21 protein-coding genes are annotated in these 21,501 nt (G+C 50.6%); 13 read left to right on the forward strand and 8 right to left on the reverse strand.

All coding sequences use genetic code 11. The annotated features are described in order from the left end of the window. The 5 genes from ACAN56_RS27760 to ACAN56_RS27780 form a co-directional block, all read left to right on the forward strand. Positions 1–3,936: chitobiase/beta-hexosaminidase C-terminal domain-containing protein (locus tag ACAN56_RS27760; protein WP_379146915.1), on the forward strand; the 3,936-nt coding region annotated here is incomplete at its 5' end. A 160-nt stretch (positions 3,937–4,096) separates the two neighbouring features. Next, on the forward strand, positions 4,097–4,774 hold the full coding sequence (locus ACAN56_RS27765; RefSeq protein WP_379146918.1) for a YjgB family protein: 678 nt from the start codon (positions 4,097–4,099) through the stop codon (positions 4,772–4,774). A gap of 170 nt (positions 4,775–4,944) precedes the next feature. After that, the gene (locus tag ACAN56_RS27770) at positions 4,945–6,096 is read left to right on the forward strand and encodes a winged helix-turn-helix domain-containing protein (protein WP_038586891.1); all 1,152 of its coding nucleotides are present in this window, start codon (positions 4,945–4,947) and stop codon (positions 6,094–6,096) included. Between the two features lie 83 nt (positions 6,097–6,179). Continuing rightward, complete coding sequence (locus tag ACAN56_RS27775) at positions 6,180–7,454, forward strand: MFS transporter (protein ID WP_052091852.1); 1,275 nt, start codon at positions 6,180–6,182, stop codon at positions 7,452–7,454. Between the two features lie 633 nt (positions 7,455–8,087). Next, on the forward strand, positions 8,088–8,657 hold the full coding sequence (locus ACAN56_RS27780) for a histidine phosphatase family protein (RefSeq protein WP_379146921.1): 570 nt from the start codon (positions 8,088–8,090) through the stop codon (positions 8,655–8,657). 61 nt (positions 8,658–8,718) lie between these two features. On the opposite strand, the gene ACAN56_RS27785 is transcribed toward ACAN56_RS27780, so the two are convergent. Both ACAN56_RS27785 and ACAN56_RS27790 read right to left on the reverse strand, forming a co-directional pair. Continuing rightward, positions 8,719–9,498 (reverse strand): TatD family hydrolase, encoded by a 780-nt coding sequence (locus ACAN56_RS27785; protein ID WP_379146923.1) that lies wholly within the window; start codon positions 9,496–9,498, stop codon positions 8,719–8,721. Between the two features lie 53 nt (positions 9,499–9,551). Continuing rightward, positions 9,552–10,685, reverse strand: a complete 1,134-nt coding sequence (locus tag ACAN56_RS27790) for a stalk domain-containing protein (protein ID WP_038586899.1) — start codon at positions 10,683–10,685, stop codon at positions 9,552–9,554. 270 nt (positions 10,686–10,955) lie between these two features. Between ACAN56_RS27790 and ACAN56_RS27795 the strand changes: the two genes are divergently transcribed. The 4 genes from ACAN56_RS27795 to ACAN56_RS27810 all read left to right on the forward strand — a co-directional run bounded on the left by ACAN56_RS27795 (position 10,956) and on the right by ACAN56_RS27810 (position 13,334). Further along, entirely contained in the window at positions 10,956–11,372 is a 417-nt protein-coding gene (locus tag ACAN56_RS27795; RefSeq protein WP_038586901.1) for a MarR family winged helix-turn-helix transcriptional regulator, read from the forward strand. Between the two features lie 243 nt (positions 11,373–11,615). Further along, the gene (locus tag ACAN56_RS27800) at positions 11,616–12,200 is read left to right on the forward strand and encodes a sigma-70 family RNA polymerase sigma factor (RefSeq protein WP_038586903.1); all 585 of its coding nucleotides are present in this window, start codon (positions 11,616–11,618) and stop codon (positions 12,198–12,200) included. Continuing rightward, positions 12,190–12,939, forward strand: coding sequence for a DUF3600 domain-containing protein (locus ACAN56_RS27805; protein WP_052091853.1), 750 nt, complete (start codon positions 12,190–12,192; stop codon positions 12,937–12,939). The genes ACAN56_RS27800 and ACAN56_RS27805 overlap by 11 nt, the downstream gene beginning before the upstream one ends. 233 nt (positions 12,940–13,172) lie before the next feature. After that, complete coding sequence (locus tag ACAN56_RS27810) at positions 13,173–13,334, forward strand: aspartyl-phosphate phosphatase Spo0E family protein (protein WP_081965701.1); 162 nt, start codon at positions 13,173–13,175, stop codon at positions 13,332–13,334. An 86-nt stretch (positions 13,335–13,420) separates the two neighbouring features. Here the strand turns inward: ACAN56_RS27810 and ACAN56_RS27815 are convergent, their stop codons facing one another. Beyond that, entirely contained in the window at positions 13,421–13,546 is a 126-nt protein-coding gene (locus ACAN56_RS27815; protein ID WP_379146926.1) for a hypothetical protein, read from the reverse strand. Between the two features lie 153 nt (positions 13,547–13,699). Between ACAN56_RS27815 and ACAN56_RS27820 the strand changes: the two genes are divergently transcribed. From ACAN56_RS27820 to ACAN56_RS27835, 4 genes are all read left to right on the forward strand, one after another. Then, entirely contained in the window at positions 13,700–14,266 is a 567-nt protein-coding gene (locus ACAN56_RS27820) for a sigma-70 family RNA polymerase sigma factor (protein WP_341090310.1), read from the forward strand. Continuing rightward, positions 14,263–15,231, forward strand: a complete 969-nt coding sequence (locus tag ACAN56_RS27825; protein ID WP_379146928.1) for a DUF4367 domain-containing protein — start codon at positions 14,263–14,265, stop codon at positions 15,229–15,231. Before ACAN56_RS27820 ends, ACAN56_RS27825 begins: the two co-directional genes overlap by 4 nt. Positions 15,232–15,389: 158 nt before the next feature. Then, entirely contained in the window at positions 15,390–16,247 is an 858-nt protein-coding gene (locus ACAN56_RS27830; RefSeq protein ID WP_379146930.1) for a helix-turn-helix domain-containing protein, read from the forward strand. Between the two features lie 399 nt (positions 16,248–16,646). Then, positions 16,647–17,111, forward strand: coding sequence for a GNAT family N-acetyltransferase (locus ACAN56_RS27835; RefSeq protein ID WP_038586908.1), 465 nt, complete (start codon positions 16,647–16,649; stop codon positions 17,109–17,111). A gap of 91 nt (positions 17,112–17,202) precedes the next feature. Here ACAN56_RS27835 and ACAN56_RS27840 read toward each other — a convergent pair whose 3' ends face one another. The 5 genes from ACAN56_RS27840 to ACAN56_RS27860 all read right to left on the reverse strand — a co-directional run bounded on the left by ACAN56_RS27840 (position 17,203) and on the right by ACAN56_RS27860 (position 21,417). Next, a complete protein-coding gene (locus ACAN56_RS27840; protein WP_379146932.1) occupies positions 17,203–17,871 on the reverse strand; it encodes a hypothetical protein in 669 nt (222 codons plus the stop codon). 140 nt (positions 17,872–18,011) lie between these two features. After that, positions 18,012–18,431: a MarR family winged helix-turn-helix transcriptional regulator gene (locus ACAN56_RS27845; protein WP_052091857.1), complete on the reverse strand. Its 420-nt coding sequence runs from the start codon at positions 18,429–18,431 to the stop codon at positions 18,012–18,014. Between the two features lie 76 nt (positions 18,432–18,507). Then, positions 18,508–19,476: a hypothetical protein gene (locus ACAN56_RS27850; protein WP_379146934.1), complete on the reverse strand. Its 969-nt coding sequence runs from the start codon at positions 19,474–19,476 to the stop codon at positions 18,508–18,510. A gap of 50 nt (positions 19,477–19,526) precedes the next feature. Further along, the gene (locus ACAN56_RS27855) at positions 19,527–20,519 is read right to left on the reverse strand and encodes a hypothetical protein (RefSeq protein ID WP_379146936.1); all 993 of its coding nucleotides are present in this window, start codon (positions 20,517–20,519) and stop codon (positions 19,527–19,529) included. Beyond that, on the reverse strand, positions 20,509–21,417 hold the full coding sequence (locus tag ACAN56_RS27860; RefSeq protein ID WP_379146938.1) for a helix-turn-helix transcriptional regulator: 909 nt from the start codon (positions 21,415–21,417) through the stop codon (positions 20,509–20,511). Before ACAN56_RS27860 ends, ACAN56_RS27855 begins: the two co-directional genes overlap by 11 nt. Positions 21,418–21,501 lie beyond the last annotated feature (84 nt).

Raw genomic sequence — 21,501 nt, forward strand, 5'->3', positions numbered from 1 at the left:
GCGGTGAAACCGGGGATGACAGACAGCTCGGTGCTGAGCGAGAGCTACACGATCATGGCGCAAGTAGACGCGCCAACAGCCAGCCCAGCCGGAGGCGAGGTAGCGTCCGGCACGGCGGTGACGTTGAGTAGCGCCACCAGCGGCGCGGTGATCTACTACACGACGGATGGCACAACGCCAACCAGCAGCAGTACGCTCTACAGCGGAGCGATCACCCTGACGAGCGCGAAGACGATTAAGGCCATCGCGGTGAAACCGGGGATGACGGACAGCTCGGTGCTGAGTGAGAGCTACACCATTATGGCGCAGGTTGCAGCGCCGACAGCAAATCCAGCCGGAGGCGAGGTTGCGTCGGGCACGGCGGTGACATTGAGCAGCGCCACTAGCGGCGCGGTGATCTACTACACGACGGATGGCACAACGCCAACCAGCAGCAGTACACTCTACAGCGGAGCGATCACCCTGACGAGCGCGAAGACGATTAAAGCCATCGCGGTGAAACCGGGGATGACAGACAGCACGGTGCTGAGTGAGAGCTACACGATCATGGCGCAAGTGGACGCGCCAACAGCCAGCCCAGCCGGAGGCGCAGTGGCGTCGGGCACGGAGGTGACGCTGAGCAGCGCCACCAGTGGAGCGTTGATCTACTACACGACGGATGGCACAACGCCAACCAGCAGCAGTACGCTCTACAGCGGAGCGATTACGCTAACGAGCGCGAAGACGATTAAAGCCATCGCGGTGAAACCAGGGATGACGGACAGCTCGGTGCTGAGTGAGAGTTACACCATTATGGCGCAGGTTGCAGCGCCGACAGCAAATCCAGCCGGAGGCGAGGTTGCGTCGGGCACGGCGGTGACATTGAGCAGCGCCACTAGCGGCGCGGTGATCTACTACACGACGGATGGCACAACGCCAACCATCAGCAGTACGCTCTACAATGGAGCGATCACCCTGACGAGCGCGAAGACGATTAAAGCGATCGCCGTGAAACCGGGGATGACAGACAGCACGGTGCTGAGCGAGAGCTACACGATCATGGTGCAAGTGGACGCGCCAACAGCCAGCCCAGCCGGAGGCGAGGTAGCGTCCGGCACGGCAGTAACACTGAGCAGCGCCACCAGCGGCGCGGTGATCTACTACACGACGGATGGCACAACGCCAACCATCAGCAGTACGCTATACAATGGAGCAATTACGCTAACGAGCGCGAAGACGATTAAGGCCATCGCGGTGAAACCGGGGATGACAGACAGCGCGGTGCTGAGCGAGAGCTATACCATTACGGCGCAGCAGGTTGCAGCGCCGACAGCAAATCCAGCCGGAGGCGAGGTAGCGTCCGGCACGGCAGTAACACTGAGCAGCGCCACTAGCGGCGCGGTGATCTACTATACGACGGATGGCACAACGCCAACCAGCAGCAGTACGCTCTACAGTGGAGCGATTACGCTGACGAGCGCGAAGACGATTAAGGCCATCGCGGTGAAACCGGGGATGACGGATAGCTCGGTACTGAGCGAGAGCTACACCATTACGGCGCAGCAGGTTGCAGCGCCGACAGCAAATCCAGCCGGAGGCGAGGTAGCGTCCGGCACGGAGGTAACGCTTAGCAGCGCCACTAGCGGTGCGTTGATTTACTACACAACGGATGGCACAACGCCAAGCAGCAGCAGCACGCTCTACAATGGACCGATCACCCTGACGAGCGCGAAGACGATTAAGGCCATTGCGGTGAAACCGGGGATGACGGACAGCACCGTGTTGAGTGAGAGCTACACGATTTCAACAGCCAATAACAGTTCAATCAGTCCGAAGACTGCAAGCTTCGACAAGAATACGGGCAAACAGGCGGATGTTGTAATAACGATGATGCTGAATGGCAATAATCTCACCAGCATCTCAAACGGTGTGGCATATCTTGCCGCAGGAAGTGATTACACCGTGTCAGGCAACACAGTAACCCTCCAGAAGGATTACTTGGCTACGCTGGCAGAAGGTACGACGAGCTTAACGTTCAACTTTACAGCGGGCGCAGTGCAGACACTTGTTGTTACAGTAACCGATACGTCGGTGCCTATCCCGGGAGTGCCGTTCCTGCAATCCGCTTTTGCCGGTAATGGCGAGATTAACCTGGTCTGGAGTCCGGTTACGGGTTCAACAGGATACAAGATATTCCAGAGACTTTCTTCCTCTGAATATGGCAATGAAATAGCTACAGTCAGCGGTTCGGTATACAGCTATAAGGCGGCAGGATTGAATAATGGAACAGCCTATTATTTTGTGGTCAAAGCAGCCAATGAAGTAGGGGATAGCGCGGCTTCGAACGAATTGAATGCTACTCCAAAAACGGTCCCTGGTGCGCCAACGGATATAACCGCAGTAGCCGGAAATGGACAAACGGTGGTAAGCTTTACGGCCCCGGCAGAGACTGGAGGCAGTGCAATTACCGGTTATGAGGTTACAGCTTCGCCCGGCAACATTGTGGGGGTTGGAACAACGGGTCCCATTACAATTACAGGACTGACAAACGGCACGCCCTATACTTTTACGGTAAAAGCGATTAACGGCGCAGGCAGCAGTGCCTCATCTGCTCTATCGAACGAAGTTACGCCAATCGCGCCATCCGTGCCATCTGGTGGAGGAGGGAATGAGACCCCGCCTGTAATCACGACTCCAGTGACAAACGACGGTGTTGATGTTTTTGTTAATGGCAAGGTGGAAAGAGCAGGAACAGCAACAACCTCCATCGTGAACGGGCAGAGTGTTACAACTGTCATAATTGATCAGAAGAAGCTGGAAGAAAGGCTGGCAGCCGAAGGCCAAGGAGCTCTGATAACGATTCCGGTGATCAGCAGTTCTAATATTGTCATAGGCGAGTTAAGCGGCCAAATGATCAAGAGCATGGAACAAAAGCAGGCGGTGCTTGAATTTAAAAGCGGAAATGCCACTTACACGCTTCCTGCGGCGCAAATCAACATTGAGTCTATTTCAACACAGCTTGGAGCGTCAGTTGACCTTGAAGATATCAAAATTCAAATTGAGATCGCTAAGCCGACAGCAGATACGCTGAGAATAGTGGAGAATTCGGCGGCTGCAGGTGAGTTTACGCTTGCTGCTCCACCACTTAATTTTGTAATCCGGGCTCAATACGGGGATACCACGGTTGAAATAACGAAGTTCAACGCTTATGTAGAGCGGATGATTGCTCTTCCGGATGGTGTGGACCCGAACAGAATTACAACCGGGGTTGTGGTTGAGCCGGACGGATCGGTGAGACATGTGCCGACAAAAGTGGCTAAGATTGATCAACAATATTTTGCCATCGTCAATAGCTTGACCAACAGCACCTACTCGATTATCTGGCATCCGCTGGAATTCAAGGATATGGACGGCCATTGGGCAAAAGATATCGTCAACAACATGGGCTCACGCATGATTATTGACGGCGTTGGGAACGGAGCGTTTAATCCTGCTGCAGAGATTACGCGGGCCGAATTCGCCGCAATCGTTGTACGGGGGTTAGGTCTGAAACTGGAGAACGGTACGGGTGCTTTCTCGGATGTGAAGGCTTCGGATTGGTACAGCAGTTCAGTGCAGACAGCGTATGCCTACAAACTAATTAACGGGTTTGAAGACGGCAACTTCCGTCCGCTGGACAAGATCACCCGTGAACAAGCAATGACGATGATTGCAAAAGCAATGGAAATCACCGCGTTGAAAGATAAGCTCCAGAATAAAGAGGCTTCTGAGCTGCTAAGTTCCTTTACGGATGCAGGCAGCGTTTCGAAATGGGCAGTGAGCAGTGCTGCAGATAGTGTTGCCGCCGGAATTGTTTCCGGCAGAACTTCTACACGATTAGATCCGCAGGCATCTATCACAAGAGCCGAAGTTGCCGCAATGATTCAGCGGTTGCTGCAACGGTCGGATTTAATCTAGACAAGCGGATAAAACATTCCGAATTGCGCCACTTGGCTGCTAAGGCAGCTAAGTGGCGTTTTTTCTTGTGCCTAAAGTTGTCTTAGTACTCTGGTAGTTCCTGCAACCTTTCCCTATTTCCCTCCGTCAGTACTAGCAGTTCAGTCAAGGAGATGACAAGATGACAACAACATTTAGAGCAATAGCTGGCATCTTTATATTGGCAGGGGTGATCGGGCTCACGGCTTGTGATTCTTCTGATCAACAGGCGGCGGCCTCTGCATCGCCGGCAACGGCGGCTGGTACGGATGTACCGGCAACCTCACAGCCGGAAGCGAGCGCTTCATCTGCTCCAACCGAGGAGCCGGCAGCGGCAGCCTCACCAAGCTCTGGAGCTGGAGGGGCTTCTGCTGCAGCTCTGCAGGATAGCAGCAAGCAGCTGAAAGAACTGCTCCAGCTTGCCAAGCAGGGCAAAGTGCCGGGTGTAGAATATGCTGCGCACAGCGGATTAATAGATGAGGTCGAAGCAGCATGGGGAGAGCCGGACACGAAGGATTCGGCGGGTAAAGGGATGTATTCAGTCTACAGCGACAAACATGTCGTATTTGGCTTCAATAAAGGCAGCCGGATTTTCGATGTCCGCTCAAGCGCTGCTGAGCTGCAGAGGTTGACTCTGAAGCAGATTGAAGAAGTACTCGGCAAGCCGGGCAGCACTGCGGTGAACGGCAGCGATAAGATTTACATTTACCAAGCCGGCAAGGAATACCAGCTCAAATTCATTATTCCGGAGTCCTCCGGCACCGTGGATCATATCTCTGTATTTTCTGAACAGGATGCAGTTAACAATATGGCAGGATAATCTGCGGATAAGAGATACTGCTGCTGCAAAGCGCAATAGGTAGAGTGGAATAAAGAGCAAACTGCAGGAAGTTGCGGGTTTGCTCTTTTTGCCTTTTTCCCGCTGGAGCTGGGTGAAGGCTGGCTGTTATAATAAAGTGATAGATTCATCCGTGGAAAAGAGGTTCAGCTATGCATCTGGAATTAAACGGGAGCGAATATAAAGTGTCAGCTGAAGGAATGACGATCGAGCTGCTGCCTAAGGAATTTGCGCTCCTGCAGTTTTTATACCATAACAGGGGGCGTACCTTCAGCCGGGAGCAGCTTCTGGATAAAGTATGGCCGCTGGAGTATCCGGTGGAACGGACAGTGGATGATCATATCTACCGGCTGCGCAAAAAGCTCCGCGGACTTAAAGGTCTTGATATCAAGACGGTACGGGGCTTTGGTTATAGTCTGGCAGTGCCGGGTTTGGGCAGTGTGATGATTACACCGACCACGCATGATCCGGAGCTGCGCGATACGATGCGTGACGTGTTCGGCAAGTTTCATGTATACGGCCAGGGCAAATCGATGCTCACCCTCGCGCGTCAGCAGGACATACTCGGCTATGAGCTGGACCCGCATTATTCCATGGTTATTCACTTTGTGCAAGGGGATTTGGAGTGGCTGCTGTATACGAAAGAGGTGCCTTTAAAGGACCGGCTTTTTTACCTTCTGCTGTTCTACTTTTTCTCCGGCGACCCCAAGGCGAAGCTGGCGTACTGTGAGCAGGTGATCCGGAAAAAACTGCTGCCTCCGCCTGATCAGGTGGAATTGGAGATCCTCACAATTCTGGATTTGTTCACCTTAGCGGGGCAGCCGGAGAGGGCGCTGGAACGTCTGGAAAGGTCCTATCAAGTGATTGCTGAACCCGGTTATGAAAATTTTATTCCGGTTACGATGATTGTGGAGCTGTTTGTGCATCTGGTGGCGGGAACCGGAGATGCAGAGCTGGAACGGCTGGACGAGGCTATAGGGAAAGTATTGTTGGACAAGCCCTTTTTGCGGGAGATTGGCAGCTATAAAATAGTAAAAGGACTATGGCGTTTGCGCAACAAGCAGTGGCGTGAAGCAGAGAACCTGCTGGATGAAGGGCTGCAGGTGCTGGAAATGACTGGATTCGTTCCTCTGCCTCTTCATGCGTTGTACCGGATATATCACTTCTGCCGGATGTTCCCTCCTCCTCAAGCGTTGCAGCACAAATATGATAATCAATTTGCAGCCAAGCTTGAGGAATTGGGGTTTGACCGGCTTGCCCAGTCTTTGGAGGATGTGTTGCAGCAGATATTGAAAGCTCTCTGATAATTCTCTGACAATTCTCCGTTACAGTAGGATCATGAATTACACAATTCTAAGATTCTAAATGTGACCTGGAGGAATGACAGATGGAGGCTTCAACTAAGCAGGGAACCAGCCTGCTGCATAACAAAGTATACATGCGTGTATACAGCGCCTTCGCCACGGCAACCTTTGGCGATTGGTTCGATACACTGGCCATTCAAGTGCTTGTCGGCTACCGCTGGCAGGCCAGCCCGCTGATGCTGGCGCTGATTCCGGTAGCCATAGCACTGCCGAGCGTATTGCTCGGCTCCGTGGCAGGGGTGGCCGCCGACCGGATGAACAAGCTGAAGCTGATGCGGTTGTGCGATCTGCTCACCGCGGTTCTGACCGTGCTGGTATTATTTGCTCCCAGCATGGTCTGGCTGCTGCCTTTGCTGTCGCTGCGCGCAGCAGTTTCTACGTTAAATGTGCCTGCACAGCAGTCCATGACCCGGAGTATTGTCAGGGAGGACCAGCTGCTTCAGGCAACCTCGCTTAACGGCATTGTGAATCAAGGCTCCAAAATTGCCGGCCCGCTGCTGGGCGGATTAGCCTTGTCAGTGCTCACGCCGCAGTGGTGCATTTTACTGAATGCCATTTTTCGTGTCTGCTCCTATCTGCTGCTGCTTTCGGTAAGAAACATTCCTGCGGGGGAGGCAAATCTTGTTTCCGAGTCACCGGAGGAACGGGTTCCGCTTCGCACCATGTGGAAGGAAGGCTGGAGCTTTATGCTGCACAGCCGAGTGTTGCTGAATACGATGCTGTTCGGACTTACCGGGGCATTGGCGATCCAGATGATTGATTTTCAATTTACCAGCTTGTTCCGGATGGTTTCGCCGACCAATGAATCCCTGCTGGGCTGGATGGTTGCCGCTTCCGGTGCGGGGGCTGTGCTCATCATCCTCGTCATGAACAAGCTGAAGCTGGGAACGGGGTATGGCTGGAGACTTGGCACTGGTTATGTGCTGATCGGCGGCTCAGTTCTCGGCCTGGGACTGCTCCAGCCTGGAGCTTCTGTAATCTGGGTGCTGCTGCTGGGATTTGTACTGGGAATCGGGAACGGAATGTTTATTGTGGCCTTTAATTATTGCCTGCAGAAAGAAACGCCTCCACATATGACAGGCCGGGTATTCGGTATTCAGAGCACGATTCTCGGTGCCGTGATGATTGTTGCCCCGCTGCTGGGAGGTCTGCTGGTCGAACTTGCCGGTCCTGGTCAAATCTTCGTCAACTTCGGCATCGTCCAAGCTGTTCTGGGTCTGACCGGTATAGTGTTCGGACGTGTGCTTTGGCCAGTTGCAAAACAGGAGAGAGTAACTTCTGTAGAACAGGTCAGCTAGTGTGCTGGATAGAAGTGTGCTCAATAGAAGTGGAAGTGGCTCTAAATGGCGTGACAGCGCAGTTAAGCTGGTTCTGCGGACGAATTGGGTAGTAGGGGGCAGCGGTGCCTGGAGTTATTTTAGTTTGGTTTTGGTAAGCTGGACCTCTCCCTTTGCCTCATTTGCCGGGTGGCAGATTTATAGTTGTATTTCGTACAGCTAAAGTGACTCCCCAGGGCCTGATTTTACTTTTAATTGTATTTCGTACAGCTAAAATTAGCTGATTGCCCGATATTCGGTGGATAGCCGATTTCTAGCTGTACAGAATACAACTAACTCTCCCATATGTGCAAATATCCCTGATATAACTGTACAAAGTGCACTTAGGGCTTTCCTGTAGGGCTTCTCCTGTAGGGCTTCCCCTGTAGAGCTTCCCATATTCAACTTAAACATCCAACAAGCCCGCGTGGCTCTTTAGTAGTATTAGGTCAGCCAGAAACCTTTGGTTGGTCTATTTTTCTTGTTGAAGGAGGACATGGGATTCTCCCGGCGAAAGTGTTAGGAGAAGCGTATGCTTCAGCCGCAGGCTTGTATGCACTTACAGTTATTGTAAGAATTCAATGCCGCAATACAATTTCAGGAGGATTATTTGAAATGAGTACTTTCATTTACATGGTACGGCACGGAGAGTCTCCCAAAACCGGAGGAGATGAGAGGGAACGCGGGTTATCTCCCAAAGGTGAAGCAGATGCCCGTTACGTGACTGCAAAATTGCGGAGTGAAGGGATCCATGCATTTTACAGCAGTCCTTATGTCCGTGCGGTACAGACGATAGCAGATTTAGCAGAAGAACTGGGCCAGGAGATTGTTCCTGATGAAGCGCTGAAAGAAAAAATCTGGATGGAAGGCAACCGCCCGTTGCCAGAAGATGAATTATATCCAGCGCTAAGGAAGATGTATGCAGATGCGGATTTTGCCTTACCGGGCGGAGAATCCAATAACGAATGCCAAGATCGGGCGGTCCAAGTCCTTAAGGATATCCTGCGGAAGCACCCGGGAGAAAATATAGTCATCGGCACCCATGGTCTGGTGATGGCCTTAATGATGGGGTATTTCTCCGAGGACTATGGACTGGAATTTCTGATGCAGACTACGAAGCCGGATATTTACCGGATGGAATTCACCGGTGAGAAATTGTCAGGTGTAGAAAGAATCCCGCTGTAGGGCTAGCTCTGACTTGTTGGCAATTACACAGCCGTCTTCTCCGGCGGCAGCGTGTCTCTATCTAGAAATCATAGAACCTCGCCGTATTCGCAGTCAGCATGGCCGCCGCCTGGGAGGCGGAATAACCATGCAGCGCCCCCCAGGCGGCTGCAACTTCACGGATCATGGCCGGATGGGTGGGCTTCCCGGCAAAAGGACCTTCGAACGGCCAAGGTCCATCTGTCTCCGCCATTACCAGCTTCGGCGGATAGCGGAGGGCGAGTTCGCGGATCTCCGGTTCGTAGAGAATATCCGGGGTGAAGGAAATATGATATCCGCGTTCGATCATGCGGACAATAGCTTCTTCCGGGCCTTTGAACCAATGAAAGTGCGCGCGGGTAATACCGTGCTTCTCTAGAAGATCGCAAGCGGTCAGAGCATCTTCGTATACGGCATGCAGTACAACGGGCTTGTTCAGGCGGGCAGCAAGACCAAGCAGGGTATCCAGCAGCCTGATATACGGCTCCATCTCAAAGGCTTCGCCCCGCTCCAGCGCTTCTGCCCGTGTATAGTAGGGCAATCCGATTTCACCTACGGCAGTCATTTCTCCGGCATGGCGTTCAATCCAGTCCAGCAGTGCGAAAAGCTCGGTTTCCTGAGGCAGTGGCTGCTCGGGGTGGAAGCCATAGGCCGGTTTTACCTGGACTGGATATAATGCGGCGATTTTCTGCGTGCGGATGCAGGAATCCAGGTTCATCGAGACTGCGATCAGCGATTCGATATCGAGTCCCGGCAGCTCAAGCAACATGGACTCCAGCTCCGTGTCATTATATTGCTCTAGATGGATATGGGCATCTATCATTGGTTTCTTGAACCTCCTTCTGTTGTCTCCGGCAGACTCTTGATTTTGTTCAATTACCCCTGCTTAGGCTCCATATTCGGCTTGATGGCAGCATCCGGCTCAAATTTGATTGAACCCAGTTCCATTCCCTTCCCGCCTGCCTTGTACTCCAGCATGAGTGTTCCTATACTCTCCTGCATTCCGACCATTACACTGGTCTCTGCCTTCAGTTTGCCGCCCTCCACTTGGTAATAGGTAACAGCGCCGATTCCTGCCTCCTTGCCGAAATAATCCAAACCGTTATCCGTTGCACGGCCGGGAAGCCGTAGTGTTAGCTTGGCCGGTTCCGCTCCTTTGACCTCAAGGCGGATCAGCACATCCTTTTGATCGATGGCCAGACTGGAGGTAACGGCAGCTGCAGCAGCCTTATCTGCTGCAGGGAGGGTTAGCTCTTTCCACAGTTCAGGCTTTACGACATGGACCTCCTGCGCAACAATTCCGGTTCCGGTACCCCGCGTCAGAATGACGATTGCTTCCGGCTTCCCGTCGTTATCGACATCGGCATAGTGAAGCTCGGGCGGAGAGTTATAGATTCTTGGAGCCGACCAATTGAAGTTATGTTTCCGGCCATTCACTTCAAGTATGAATCCTTTATAAGTGTCGCCGTTCTTAAGTGCGGTATATAGCTTGACCTTGGAGTTGTTCGCTGCAACGGCAAGCGGCTCCTTGGGAACCCGAACCGTCGTGCTGACACTTCCGGGCACAATGGATACTGTATTCCCTGTGTTCTCAAGCTTACTTTCAGCTCCGGTAAGATCATACAATGTATCAGCCGGGATATAGTTATGTCCGTCCTTCACGATGACGGGTCCTTCCTGCATTTCTTCAGTGCTGCCGTCTGTTTGTGTATAGGTGATTTGCATGGCTGCGCTGCCGGGTGTAAGGACTGTATTGGAGCTGATATCGCTGAGGGTCAGTTGTTTGCGGACATTGTCCCAGATCAATTGGCAGGGATAATATTCGAGCAAGACTCTTGCGGGTACATACAAGACTCCTCCGGAATAGAAGGGATGAAGCGGTGTGAGAGCAGGTTGTCCATCCACAGCAAGGAGTAAGGGGGAAGCGGCGTGAGCAGTATCTATAGGAGACGCAGCCGTACATCCTGCAATAAACAGGGCGATCGCGGCAGCGCCGAATAATTTTTTCATAGGTTAACCTCCAGAGTGTAAAAGTTCCAGTCTATTTTATTATATATTAAAACGCCTGCTTTCAGATCACGATCTGTTAACAAAGCAAAAACAAGGCTGTTACGAATGAGTCAGGTGCCAGCGGTCAACGTAGTGAAGGTACCCAGAATCACACCCCGATCGACAGGAATTCACCGGCTGGAAGCGGAATATTGAAGAAATCTACGCCGGGAAGTGCGGCTTTACGGGGAAAGGCTTGACACATATTTTGCTTAAAATTAACATGGGATTATGAATGAAAATAATGTACTCGCGGTCATTGGCCGCATTCACCGGCGTGGCAATAAGTTCATCGAACGGGAATTGAAAAAACACAATCTTCAAGGTATCGCCCCCTCGCACGGAGATATTCTATACCAGCTGTTTGTCCAGGAATACATAACGATGCATCAGTTGTCTTGCTACATTGATAAGGACAAGTCTACAATTACAGCTTTGGTGGATAAACTGGTGCGCATGGAATACGTCCAGCGGGAGCAGGATCAAAGAGATGGGAGGATCTTTCGATTGTCTCTTACGGCGAAAGGCCGGGAGCTTCAGCCGATATTTGAAGCCGTATCGGAGTCGCTGCTGGCAGCGGTCTATGAGGACTTCGCACCGGAAGAGAAGCAGCTGCTGCTGGGCTTATTAGAAAAAATTAAACTGTGAAGCATGGCTGGAACCGGACCGAGGCGGTACAAGAATAGTTATCTTGTACCGCCTCGGTCTGTTTACGGTGCTGAATTGCGATGACTTTATGTGATTTTTGTAGTAGAAGAATAGTGCTGTCGTCCGAATAATTAATGGCCTCAAGCGGAGCGGTGTTATGTGGAGTATCCCAGATATAATAAACCGAACGAAATATACACTGCCACCCAATATATAGTGTAAGCCTGAAGGGGGAATGGCGGAATGAAGAACAGAGCAGAATATTCGCAGCTTATCGAGCTCACGCTAGCCGGCAGCCGTGATGCATACGGTGAGTTATACGAAGCGACCATCAGTGATGTCTACAGGACCGTACGTTTCCTCGTATCCGAACCTTCCGATGCAGACGATGTGGTGCAGGAGATTTATATGGAAGTCTATCGGTCGCTTGGACAATTTGACACATCCCGGCCGTTCCGTCCCTGGCTTATGGGAGTGTGCATGCGGCAGATTCATGCTTACCGGAGAAAGGGATGGAGACAGCTTCGTATTTTGAAGAAAGCGGAGCAGAGAGGCCAGTCTATGGAATATGATTTTGCAGGAGATGTCTTGGACCGATTATTGAATCGCGGGCTGCTCGAGTCAGTGAACCGGTTGCCGTTCAAGCTGAAGCAGGTTATTATCCTGCATTATCTCCAAGAGTATTCCCAGGAAGAGATCGCCGCCATATTGGCCATTCCTCTGGGAACAGTCAAATCACGTATCCATGCCGCTCTGCAGAGGCTGCGCCGGAATCGAAAGGCTGACACTATTAAAATAGGGAAGGTGGAGGAGCTACATGAGTCTTGAACATAACCTGCGGCAAGTACTTCAGGAGAAAGCCGAAGGCTGGATCGCTCCACCGGAACTGAAGGGGAGGATCCTTAACGGGATCATTCCTGGACAAGGGGGAAGACGCATGAAAAAATGGTTTGTAGCCACAATTGTGGCTGCCGCACTGTTAATTCCAACTGGTGCTTACGCAGGGTACAACTATCTGGCCGACTCGATTTATGGTTCGTCTGACAATTTAATTCAAATAGGCGGAACCCAGCAGAAATATGATGAGCTGGAGGCCAAGCTGCAGCAGGCAAAGGCAAGCTTAAGCGAGAAAAACTTCACGGAATTTACTTCGTTACTGAAAGAAATCGGCCGATTTAACCTGGAGATTGCTGCTGCTGACGGGGTGCTTCATCCCGAGTTGCTGAGCAGCACAGATCAGAAAAGGTATGAGCTGCTGACCGCACAGCTTGCACCTTATTTTAAGCAATTAAAAGTAGAGACGCCCGGCAAGATAGCAGAAACTGGTGACAACAATGCATTTTGGGATCAGATGATTGCCAAAGCGGAGCAGGAGCTAAGCGGTGACGAGTTTGCCGAAGTCCGGCAATTGATCGGAGAGCTGAAGTCCTATGAAGCCAAGGCGACTGCTCAGGAACATTCAGTCCAGCTATCGGAAGATGAACTTGCGCAATATGAACAATTGCTGGAACAGCTCAATCCGTATTTACAGAAGCTGGGTGTGAAGCTGAAGCCAGCTCATAAATAACAGAAAGGGCCTGCTGACCTAGAACGTCGGCAAGCCCTTTCTGCTCGAATACAAGGATTTATATGTCCACTCAATAATTCCGTTTCCGCCTCTGAAATTTATATTTGTCGACTCTTTACCGCCGCTTAACGGGAACTAAACCGCAAGCGGCGTTTTTTTATACGTTGATGCATTGTACAACTTCACCTATATTTTGACATAAACCTCTAGAATATTTACGGGAGGTAGTGCTAATGAACGAGATAGAAGTCATCCAGAAACAGATTGAAGTGGAGCGGGCCAGACTAAATCAGATGGAACAGCAGTTTGGCCTGCTGCACCCGAGTGTAATTAAACAATCTATGTTATTGGATGAGTTGATCAATAAATATACTAAATTAGATAATAATGTATAATTAATAGTTGTTGGAAAAGAAACGGTCCGCTGGGAACTACACAGTGCCCGTTTCTTTTTTGTGAAAAATTCCTGTAAGCAGAACGATCAATCCGGCCAGGCAAAAAGCGGAATCAGCAGCAGCAGCGCAATCCCTGCAAATCCATCATGTGTAACAAAGTCCGCATAGAGCAAAGAAATCATCCATGATGCGAAGGGAGAGACAGGCACCATGAGGGTAATCCCCCAAATGATTAATTTTCTCTTTCGGGATTTCCCGTTTCGTAATAATTTCCCAATCCTGTAATGAAACTGCGCGTACACACGTATTAGCTGGAGTAAATTACTTGGCCAAGTGAAATTTTGCAGGAAGGGAGAGCTTAAGGGATGCAAGAGCGCGCATTGTTACAGCCTTTTATTCTAGAGAGAATGCAGGAAAATACGGAGACAGACCAGCAGTTTACAACGATTTTTGAAACCTACTATAAGCGGATATATAACTATATAGCTTACAGGGTCAGCTGCCGTTATACGGCAGAGGATCTGACAAGCCTGGTATTTGAGAAAACGTTGTCTAAGCTGGACAGCTTTTCCGGTGAGAAGGCGCCCTTTGAAGTGTGGCTGTTTGCCATCGCCAGAAATGTTGTGAACGATTATTACAGAAGCCGGAAGAGAACCCGTCTGTTCTCACTGGATACAGTTATGGAGCTGGTGTCCGGCAAAAAAGCCCCCGAGGATTTGCTGCTGGAGGAAGAACGAAATACGAGGCTGAATCATGCGCTGGACAAGCTGGCTGTCAAGGAGCGGAATGTCGTAGCGCTTAAATTCGGTGCCGGTTTGAAAAATAAAGAGATCGCTCTGCTCACAGGGATTTCCGAGAGTAATGTAGGCGTAATTCTCTACCGGAGTATGAGAAAACTCAAATCTGAAATAGGGAGTGTCGATGAACTGTGAAAAACAAGGATACCGCGCAACGTTTTGCGAGGGATATGGATAACGGTGTTCATAAAGCAGGCTCTGGTGAATGGAAGGGATCCGGGGAATACCGTGAGCTGCTTGAGCTTGGACAAGTGTTGGCCGAACATGATTTCAGCCGCAATACGGATCAGCAGGCAGTTTGGTCCAAGGTTAGAAGCCGGGCAGGCAAAGTGCAGGGCGGTTCCAGAAGGAACTCTTCCCACAGCTTCAAGCGGCCGGTAATGATTGCGGCTTCGCTGCTTGTAGCATTTGCGGTAAGCGGAGCCGTGGTCAAGCCATCCTTTGCCCAGGAGGTTCTGAGCCGGGTGCTTCAGACCATTAATCTGGGACATATCATCGCGAATGAGATGGATCCAGACCAGATCCCTGAAATTCCGGAAGAGATGAAAGGCAAGATTTATGATAAGGACGGCCATCCGGTAGTCTCCTTTGCCCAGGAGATAGAGAGGGGGCAGATCTTTACGGCGGACGGCGAGCCGATTGTGGATTTTGTAGACGGCAAACCTGTCACACAGCAGGAGCAGGATGTGCTGGATAAGGAAAAAGCCGCAGGTATTTTCAGTGTCAAGACACTTGCAGAGCTGAATAAATACGCTGCTTTTGAAGTGAAGCTGCCTGAATATTTACCTGAAGGGATTGCCTTTGACCACGGAGAGCTTTACACGGGAAAGGACGGGATCAGCAGCAAATATGTCGACTTGATCTTCACCAGTGAGAAGAAGGGCATAAAGTTCTGGATGCAGCAGTCTTATGCTGATCATGAAACGGCCTATGAGATGTCGACCGACGGCAAGATCGAGCAGGTGAAGGTGAACGGGATCGACGCAGTGTTAATGAATAGCAAAAGCTTGGATTGGGAAGCAGACGGCGTATTATACAGCTTGAGCACCCAAGGTTTAGACCGCGAAGAAATCATGCAGATTGCTGAATCAATCCGCTGAGCAGCGGAACAGGGGATCTCCTTAACGGGGGATCTTTTTGTTTAAATATAGATATGTATATGCTTCTCGCTATAAATGGACTTAGCAATAAATGTCCGGTAGTCCGTTTGCCGGGTGATTATAATGAAGGTAATCGTTGCAACGAGGATGTGAACGGCTTGGGATATACGGAGTATATGCAGAAAGCAATTGATTACATTGAAGAGAATTTGCAAGGACCGATTACGATTGAGGATTGTGCGCGCGTATCCGGATTCTCGAAATTTCATTTCCACAGGTTGTTTAGTATTCATCTGGATGTCACCTTAATGGAGTATATCCGCAGGAGACGGCTTTGCCATGCGATGAATGAGCTGATTCGTGGAAGAAGGATTTTAGATATTGCCATGGATTACGGATATAGCTCCGAGCGTGCGTTCAGCAGGGCATTTCTGCAGGAGTTTGGCCAAGTTCCAAGCAGATGCCGGAGTGCTAACTACTCCCTCCCTCCCAAACCGTTGTTAGAGGAAAGCTTAAACCACAGTACAGGAGGCATTCCAATGGATTATTTAAGTGAGGTCAGAATTGATAGTCTCCACACGATGAATACCGCCAGCGGCGTAAGAATCAGCAAGGATCCTGAGGCGGAGGTCATCACATTTATGAGTGAGTGGTCAGCGAAAACAGGAATCGGCGCCGGGACAAGAAGGTTTGGTTTTGATGTTCCTGTGTCTGAAGAGCAGCAGCAGGAAGGCCTGCGGGGGTATGAATATTGGGTTGTACTGGGTCAGGATATTCCGGCACTGGCTGAAGGTATAACGTGTAAGCATGTGGAGGGCTGCAGGTACGCAATATTGCGGATTACGGAGCCCTTTGCCGATCCCTTTGAGCGTATCCCCCTCGGCTGGAAGAAGCTCGCGGCTTGGGTGAACAGCAGGGGATACCAAACAGCCTGTGACAAAGAGCGTTACTGGCTGGAGGAAGTACAGGAGCTCGGCGAATCTGTGGTGATGGATCTCTATTTTCCCATTGAGTAATCAGAAACGTTGAACACAAAATTTGGATACTTAGAGTTGCAAGTGTTCAACATTAGCACCGGGAAAAACGTCCGCTAATATTTAGGGAATCAGCATTTTTTCGCAATGAACGGGAAAGCTGCCCGCTATTTCTGTGGATCCAGTCGTATGTGGGGTTTGTGATGGGTTTATAGGGCATAATTCCCTATAAAATACAATAAAGAGGCTGTTGCCACAATATTCCGGGCATATTTCCCTTTAATCCAAGAGTGTCGTCCAGTCAGCTGAATCTCTGACTATGAACCTCGAATACAGTAACCGAAGGAACAAAACATCACCCATTTTTTTTTGCAGCGGTACAGCAGTTACTCCTTTCACCTAAACTAATAAGATGAATAATTCAAAGGAGCCAGAACATTTATGATTACGATTCAACTAGCCGAACCACAGGACGCCAAGACCTTAGCCGAAATACAGAAGAAAACCTTCAACGAGGACGCGCGGCAGTTCCAAAATAAAGAAGAAGACGGGCCACCGGGCTATGATTCCAGCGCCTGGCAGGCAGAGATGATGCAGAAGGGCCACTATTACAAGCTGCTTGCCGATGATGCCATTATTGGCGGAATGATCGTCTTTCCTGCTCCCGGCGGAGAGGAATGTCATCTTGGCCGGATTTATATGGACCCGCATTATCAGAATAAAGGCTACGGCCAGGAAGCCTTCCGCTTCCTGTTTGACACTTATCCCTCAGCACAGAAATGGACATTGGACACGCCCTCTTGGGCAGTCAGAAATCATTATCTCTATCAGAAGCTGGGGTTCATCCGGATCGGAGAGATTCAGGATGCCTCAAGCGGAGAAACCATAGTTGAGTATGAAAGATGACCCCCAGGATTCAGGATTTCACATACCGTAGGCAGCTTCGGAGGCATCGAGGAGGGCTGCATTGGGTCGGGGATCCATGCGGCTGCTCTGCTCATGATACAGGCCCTCTAGATCCGTTCGTATGCACAGCTCTGCCCACTTTCGATTTCGGGTCAACATGCAGACTTCCGCTGTAGCGGATTTCCTGAATATCGCAACCGGGCCCAACCCGGATCTGCTCCCCGCACACAAGCTCAGCTGTGGTGTACTCCAGCTCAATGGCTGTCCCTTGAATCAAGCGGGCAGTCAATTTGCGGAACGGTCCCATCAGGCGCTTTAGCAGCAGAGAGGAGCGCGTGACTATCAGGGTTCCGTCCGTTCTGATCTGATCCGCAGCACAGGAAGAACCGAGCAGAACCGTAATGGATTCCTTCGCGGTAAGGCTGTTCACCCGCACAGCACCTTCTCCCAGAAAGGTCAGCGTATGGATTGCTTCCGATGCCGCAACATATCCGGAGGAACGGATATGTTCGGCTTGCAGGCTGTGTAAACGCAGGCTTCCGAAATTCTCAACCTTCGCGGCAAGACAGGAACCTGTTATAGAGCATTCTCCAGACACTTTCAGCCGTCCCGTCGTAACCCTGCCCAGCGCCTTCAAGTGCCCGAATACATCTACGGAGGCAGAGGTGATATCCTCCCGGCGGATGAGAGACCCTCTTACTTTAAGCGGCGGATGATTCAACGCATCTGTTACTGAAGTGTGTTTGTCCAGATGTATCATGAGTAGAGCCCCCTTTTGCCGGATATTATTTTAATAATTAAAATATATACATATAATAATATATAGTCAATAAAATAATGATCCATTCAAAAAGCACCGCCTTTCAGTTGCCTGAGGCGGTGCTTGCGCAGATAAGAGAGCTATTCAATAATTTCGTCCATCAGTATTTGAATTTTGGAGAGTGTATCCGCAATCTTGTCCAGCTCTGCGGTAGCGAAACGGTCAAACAGATCAAGAATCCGCCGTTCCCCTTGCTCCGTAAGTATGATATTGACCACTCTGCGGTCTTCCTTGGTGCGTACCCGTTCAATTAGAGCTGCATCTTCCAATCTATCGCACATGGAGGAAGCGGCTCCCGGTGTAATGACGAATCGTTCAGAGATATCGGTGATATTCAGCTTTCCCGTAAGCCGCAGTTGGAATAACAGCATAATTTGGTTCTGGGTCAAGGATTCCTGCCTGTTAATTCTGTCAACGAAGGCCTGGGATTTATGCTGGACGGCTGCCATTCTATCCATCACCTGATGGATAGCTAATGTTTTCTCTTCTTCTGCGCTCATAGGCACGCTCCAATTTGTTATAGTTCTTAAAATATATAGAAGCTATAACTTTGTTGTCAAGCGTACCTGCTTCTGCTCAGCGTAGTCCAATATCGTGAAAACGGTTGGCAATGGGTTCACGCAGCAAGTGACGGATCGACTGAATGGCGGCGGTTTCGGCTGCCTTGGCATCGCCGAATAAGGTTAGTAGTTCTTCTAACCTGGAAGGCGGGAGAGGTTGCGTATGGAGTTCAACCTGTGTGATCGCCTCGAATATTTCCGACAACCGGGTATAATGTGCGGCGATCTCTTTTGCAGCTGGCCAGTACGCCAGGACTTCCTGTGCATACTTTGCCGCATCTTGTTTGGCAGCAGCGTAGACAAAGAATGTTTCGGCGGCTCCTTCAGCGTCATAGCAGCCGGAACGCAGTGCTTCTACAATGGCATCATAAGCCGCAAGCCCGCATGCATAACCGGACTCCGGCAGCATGATGTCATGGGTTTCCGCTTTGAAGACCGCTTGTATGAAAGATTCTTTAATGGCCTGCAGCACATCTATCTCGATCTGCTTCTCGTAGACCTGATAGTAGGCATAAGGAGAGAGGTTCCGCCCTAATGCTAAGAAGGGGAGTTCCTGGCAGGAATCTGCTATCCCGTCCAAATAATAAAATAGCTGCTCTTGTTCATGGTATCCGTTCACAATAACAAACCGGTCTTTCCATACCACTGCGCCCGTTCCGCGGTCAATGCATGCTTTGATATCAGAGATGGCCTGCTGCTGGTAGAGAGGAAAGGTAGGTGTGAAATTAAATCCGCCCATTTGGGAGGCGGTTACTCCAATCAGGTCACAAGCTACAAGATGCTCCGCCATCCAATTGTAGGCCGTGGCCGAATCGGAATGGAGCTGCCTGTGAACGGAGAAGCGGAAACAGGCCGCCGTCATTCCGGACAACATACATTTCGGCAAAGTGAACCAGCCTTTCTCTGTCAAAATACCGTATAGGGCATCTGTAAACGAATGCGATTCCTGACGGTATTGAAGCGAATGGAGAATGACTTTACTCATGAATAAATTCCTTCTTTCCGCCGTTCTTGTTCATGGCCTGCTCTAAAATATTACCTTGCCGAATGTGCGCCCCATCTGGGCACAATAGAACGTTTGCGGTCAGGGTAACGTTCGGACACAATCCGGACCCGTTCCATTGCGCGTTCTTCGAGGGCCTCAGCTTTGGCCAGCGCTGCACATAATGAGGCTTGACGGTGCTCAGCCAGTTGACCTGTTCCATGAAAGGAAGGCAGAGATACTGCAAGTTCTTCCGTCATTAGGTCTGCCAATTCACTGTATATGTGATGAACTTCATCCAGTCCCGGGATCAGCTGATGTACTTCCTGCAAATAATCCCTGATCTCCCTTCGTGCGTATACGTAGGAATCCAGAATATATGCGGCACCCGAAGAATCAAAGTCTCCCAGCTTGAAGGCTTGAATCAGGTATGAATAGGCGAGCCGGCCTGAGGCGATTTCCTTATCCGGCCATGTTTTGTAAGGTGTCTCCCAGTCATAGAGTGCCAGACGGAGAGATTCGAGCACCGCATCCTTCAAGGGAACCTCTACCTGATTGCCGAACACCTGGCAGTACCAGAAGGAGGTGAAGTTGATGCCGAAATTGTCATACAACACCACTTGGCTCTCCCCGGACCAGCCGTCCTGCAGATAAAATACCTTATCCGCATCATTATAGCCGTGAATTACCCCGAACTCCGGAATCCAATACAACGCTCCCACACCGGCATCTATGCTTTGTTTGATCCAAGCGATGGCATCCTGTTGATACACTTCGAACGAGCTGTGCCTTGTGCGTCCGCCGTCATAGGCCGTGTGAATCCCCAGATTATCAATGGCAGGTGCATGCTCATTTCCCCACTGCCCGTATGCCGTAACCGACATAGGCAGAAGCCTACGGTGCACCGAGAATTTGAAGGCCATGCCGCTAAGCCCGGAGAGCATATACTTTGGTCCTTCAAACCGCTGCGCGGCTGTCAGGATGGCATATAAGGCGTCTGTAAAAGACTTCGATTCACGTTTCATCTGAATATTATTAAGGTTCACTTGGATTCTCCTGTGGATTCAGCAAATCAAGCATCGCTTGGCATCTGCTGCTTATTTTGACTTGCAGCCATTGGGGGGCCAAAATTTGCAGCCATTCTGTAGTGAGCAGATGCTGCACGAACATCTCCGGATCGAAAAAATCCACTTCGTAAATGTCTTTATCTATAAGATGTACCGGAAATCCGAGCCATGATTCTCCTTTGGGTGGAGCAGCCAGGCGGATCTGTGCCGTAAAAGGCTTGAGCTTTCGGACCTGTTCCTGCCGCAGTTCGCCGTCGGCTTCTCCATTGAACCGCCGCTCAGTCAGCTTCAAAGAACGGATGGAGGATAGCCGGAAGTGCTGGGGCGGACTATGTTCTGCCGTCTTGGCAATGACATGGTCATCATCGTAGTGGTTAACAAGCTTCAACGGGCAGATTTCCTGTTCACCCTCCTGCCCATCATGAACAATTCTTACAACTATACATTCTTTGATGGCATGCTCCAGCAGCTCAATATACTGCAGCACATGTACATTTACCGTAAAAATCGGCAGCTGTGCCTCTGCACCCGGCTCCTGATCATCGGTAAGCCGCTCCAGCAGGCTGCCAATCCGCCGTACTGCCGCTCCATTCTCGTAATTATAGCGGCTGTACCGGTAAGCCAAATATTTCAGAATCTGCTTTTCCTGATCGGTCATATAGAGATAGGGAAGCATGAAGCTGTCATCCTCATAGCAATACCCGCGTTGCTTCGCCACATATTGCAGCGGAGCCCGGAGGGAAGAGGCCATGTATTCGATATCCCGCTGAGCCTGGCGCTTGGAGATTTCGAACTGCCCGGCCAGATGATTGCTGTTCGGATAACGCCCCGCCTTAATCTGCTGGTCGAACCATTGAATACGGTGGATATGGCTCAAGTAAGACGCTCCCTTTCATGATTATGGGAATCAGAGCTTGGCCCTGTGTTTGTTTATTTCGAGTATAAGGAACCCGGCGGAATG

It is taken from the genome of Paenibacillus paludis, assembly GCF_042610515.1.
GTDB lineage: Bacteria > Bacillota > Bacilli > Paenibacillales > Paenibacillaceae > Paenibacillus_AQ.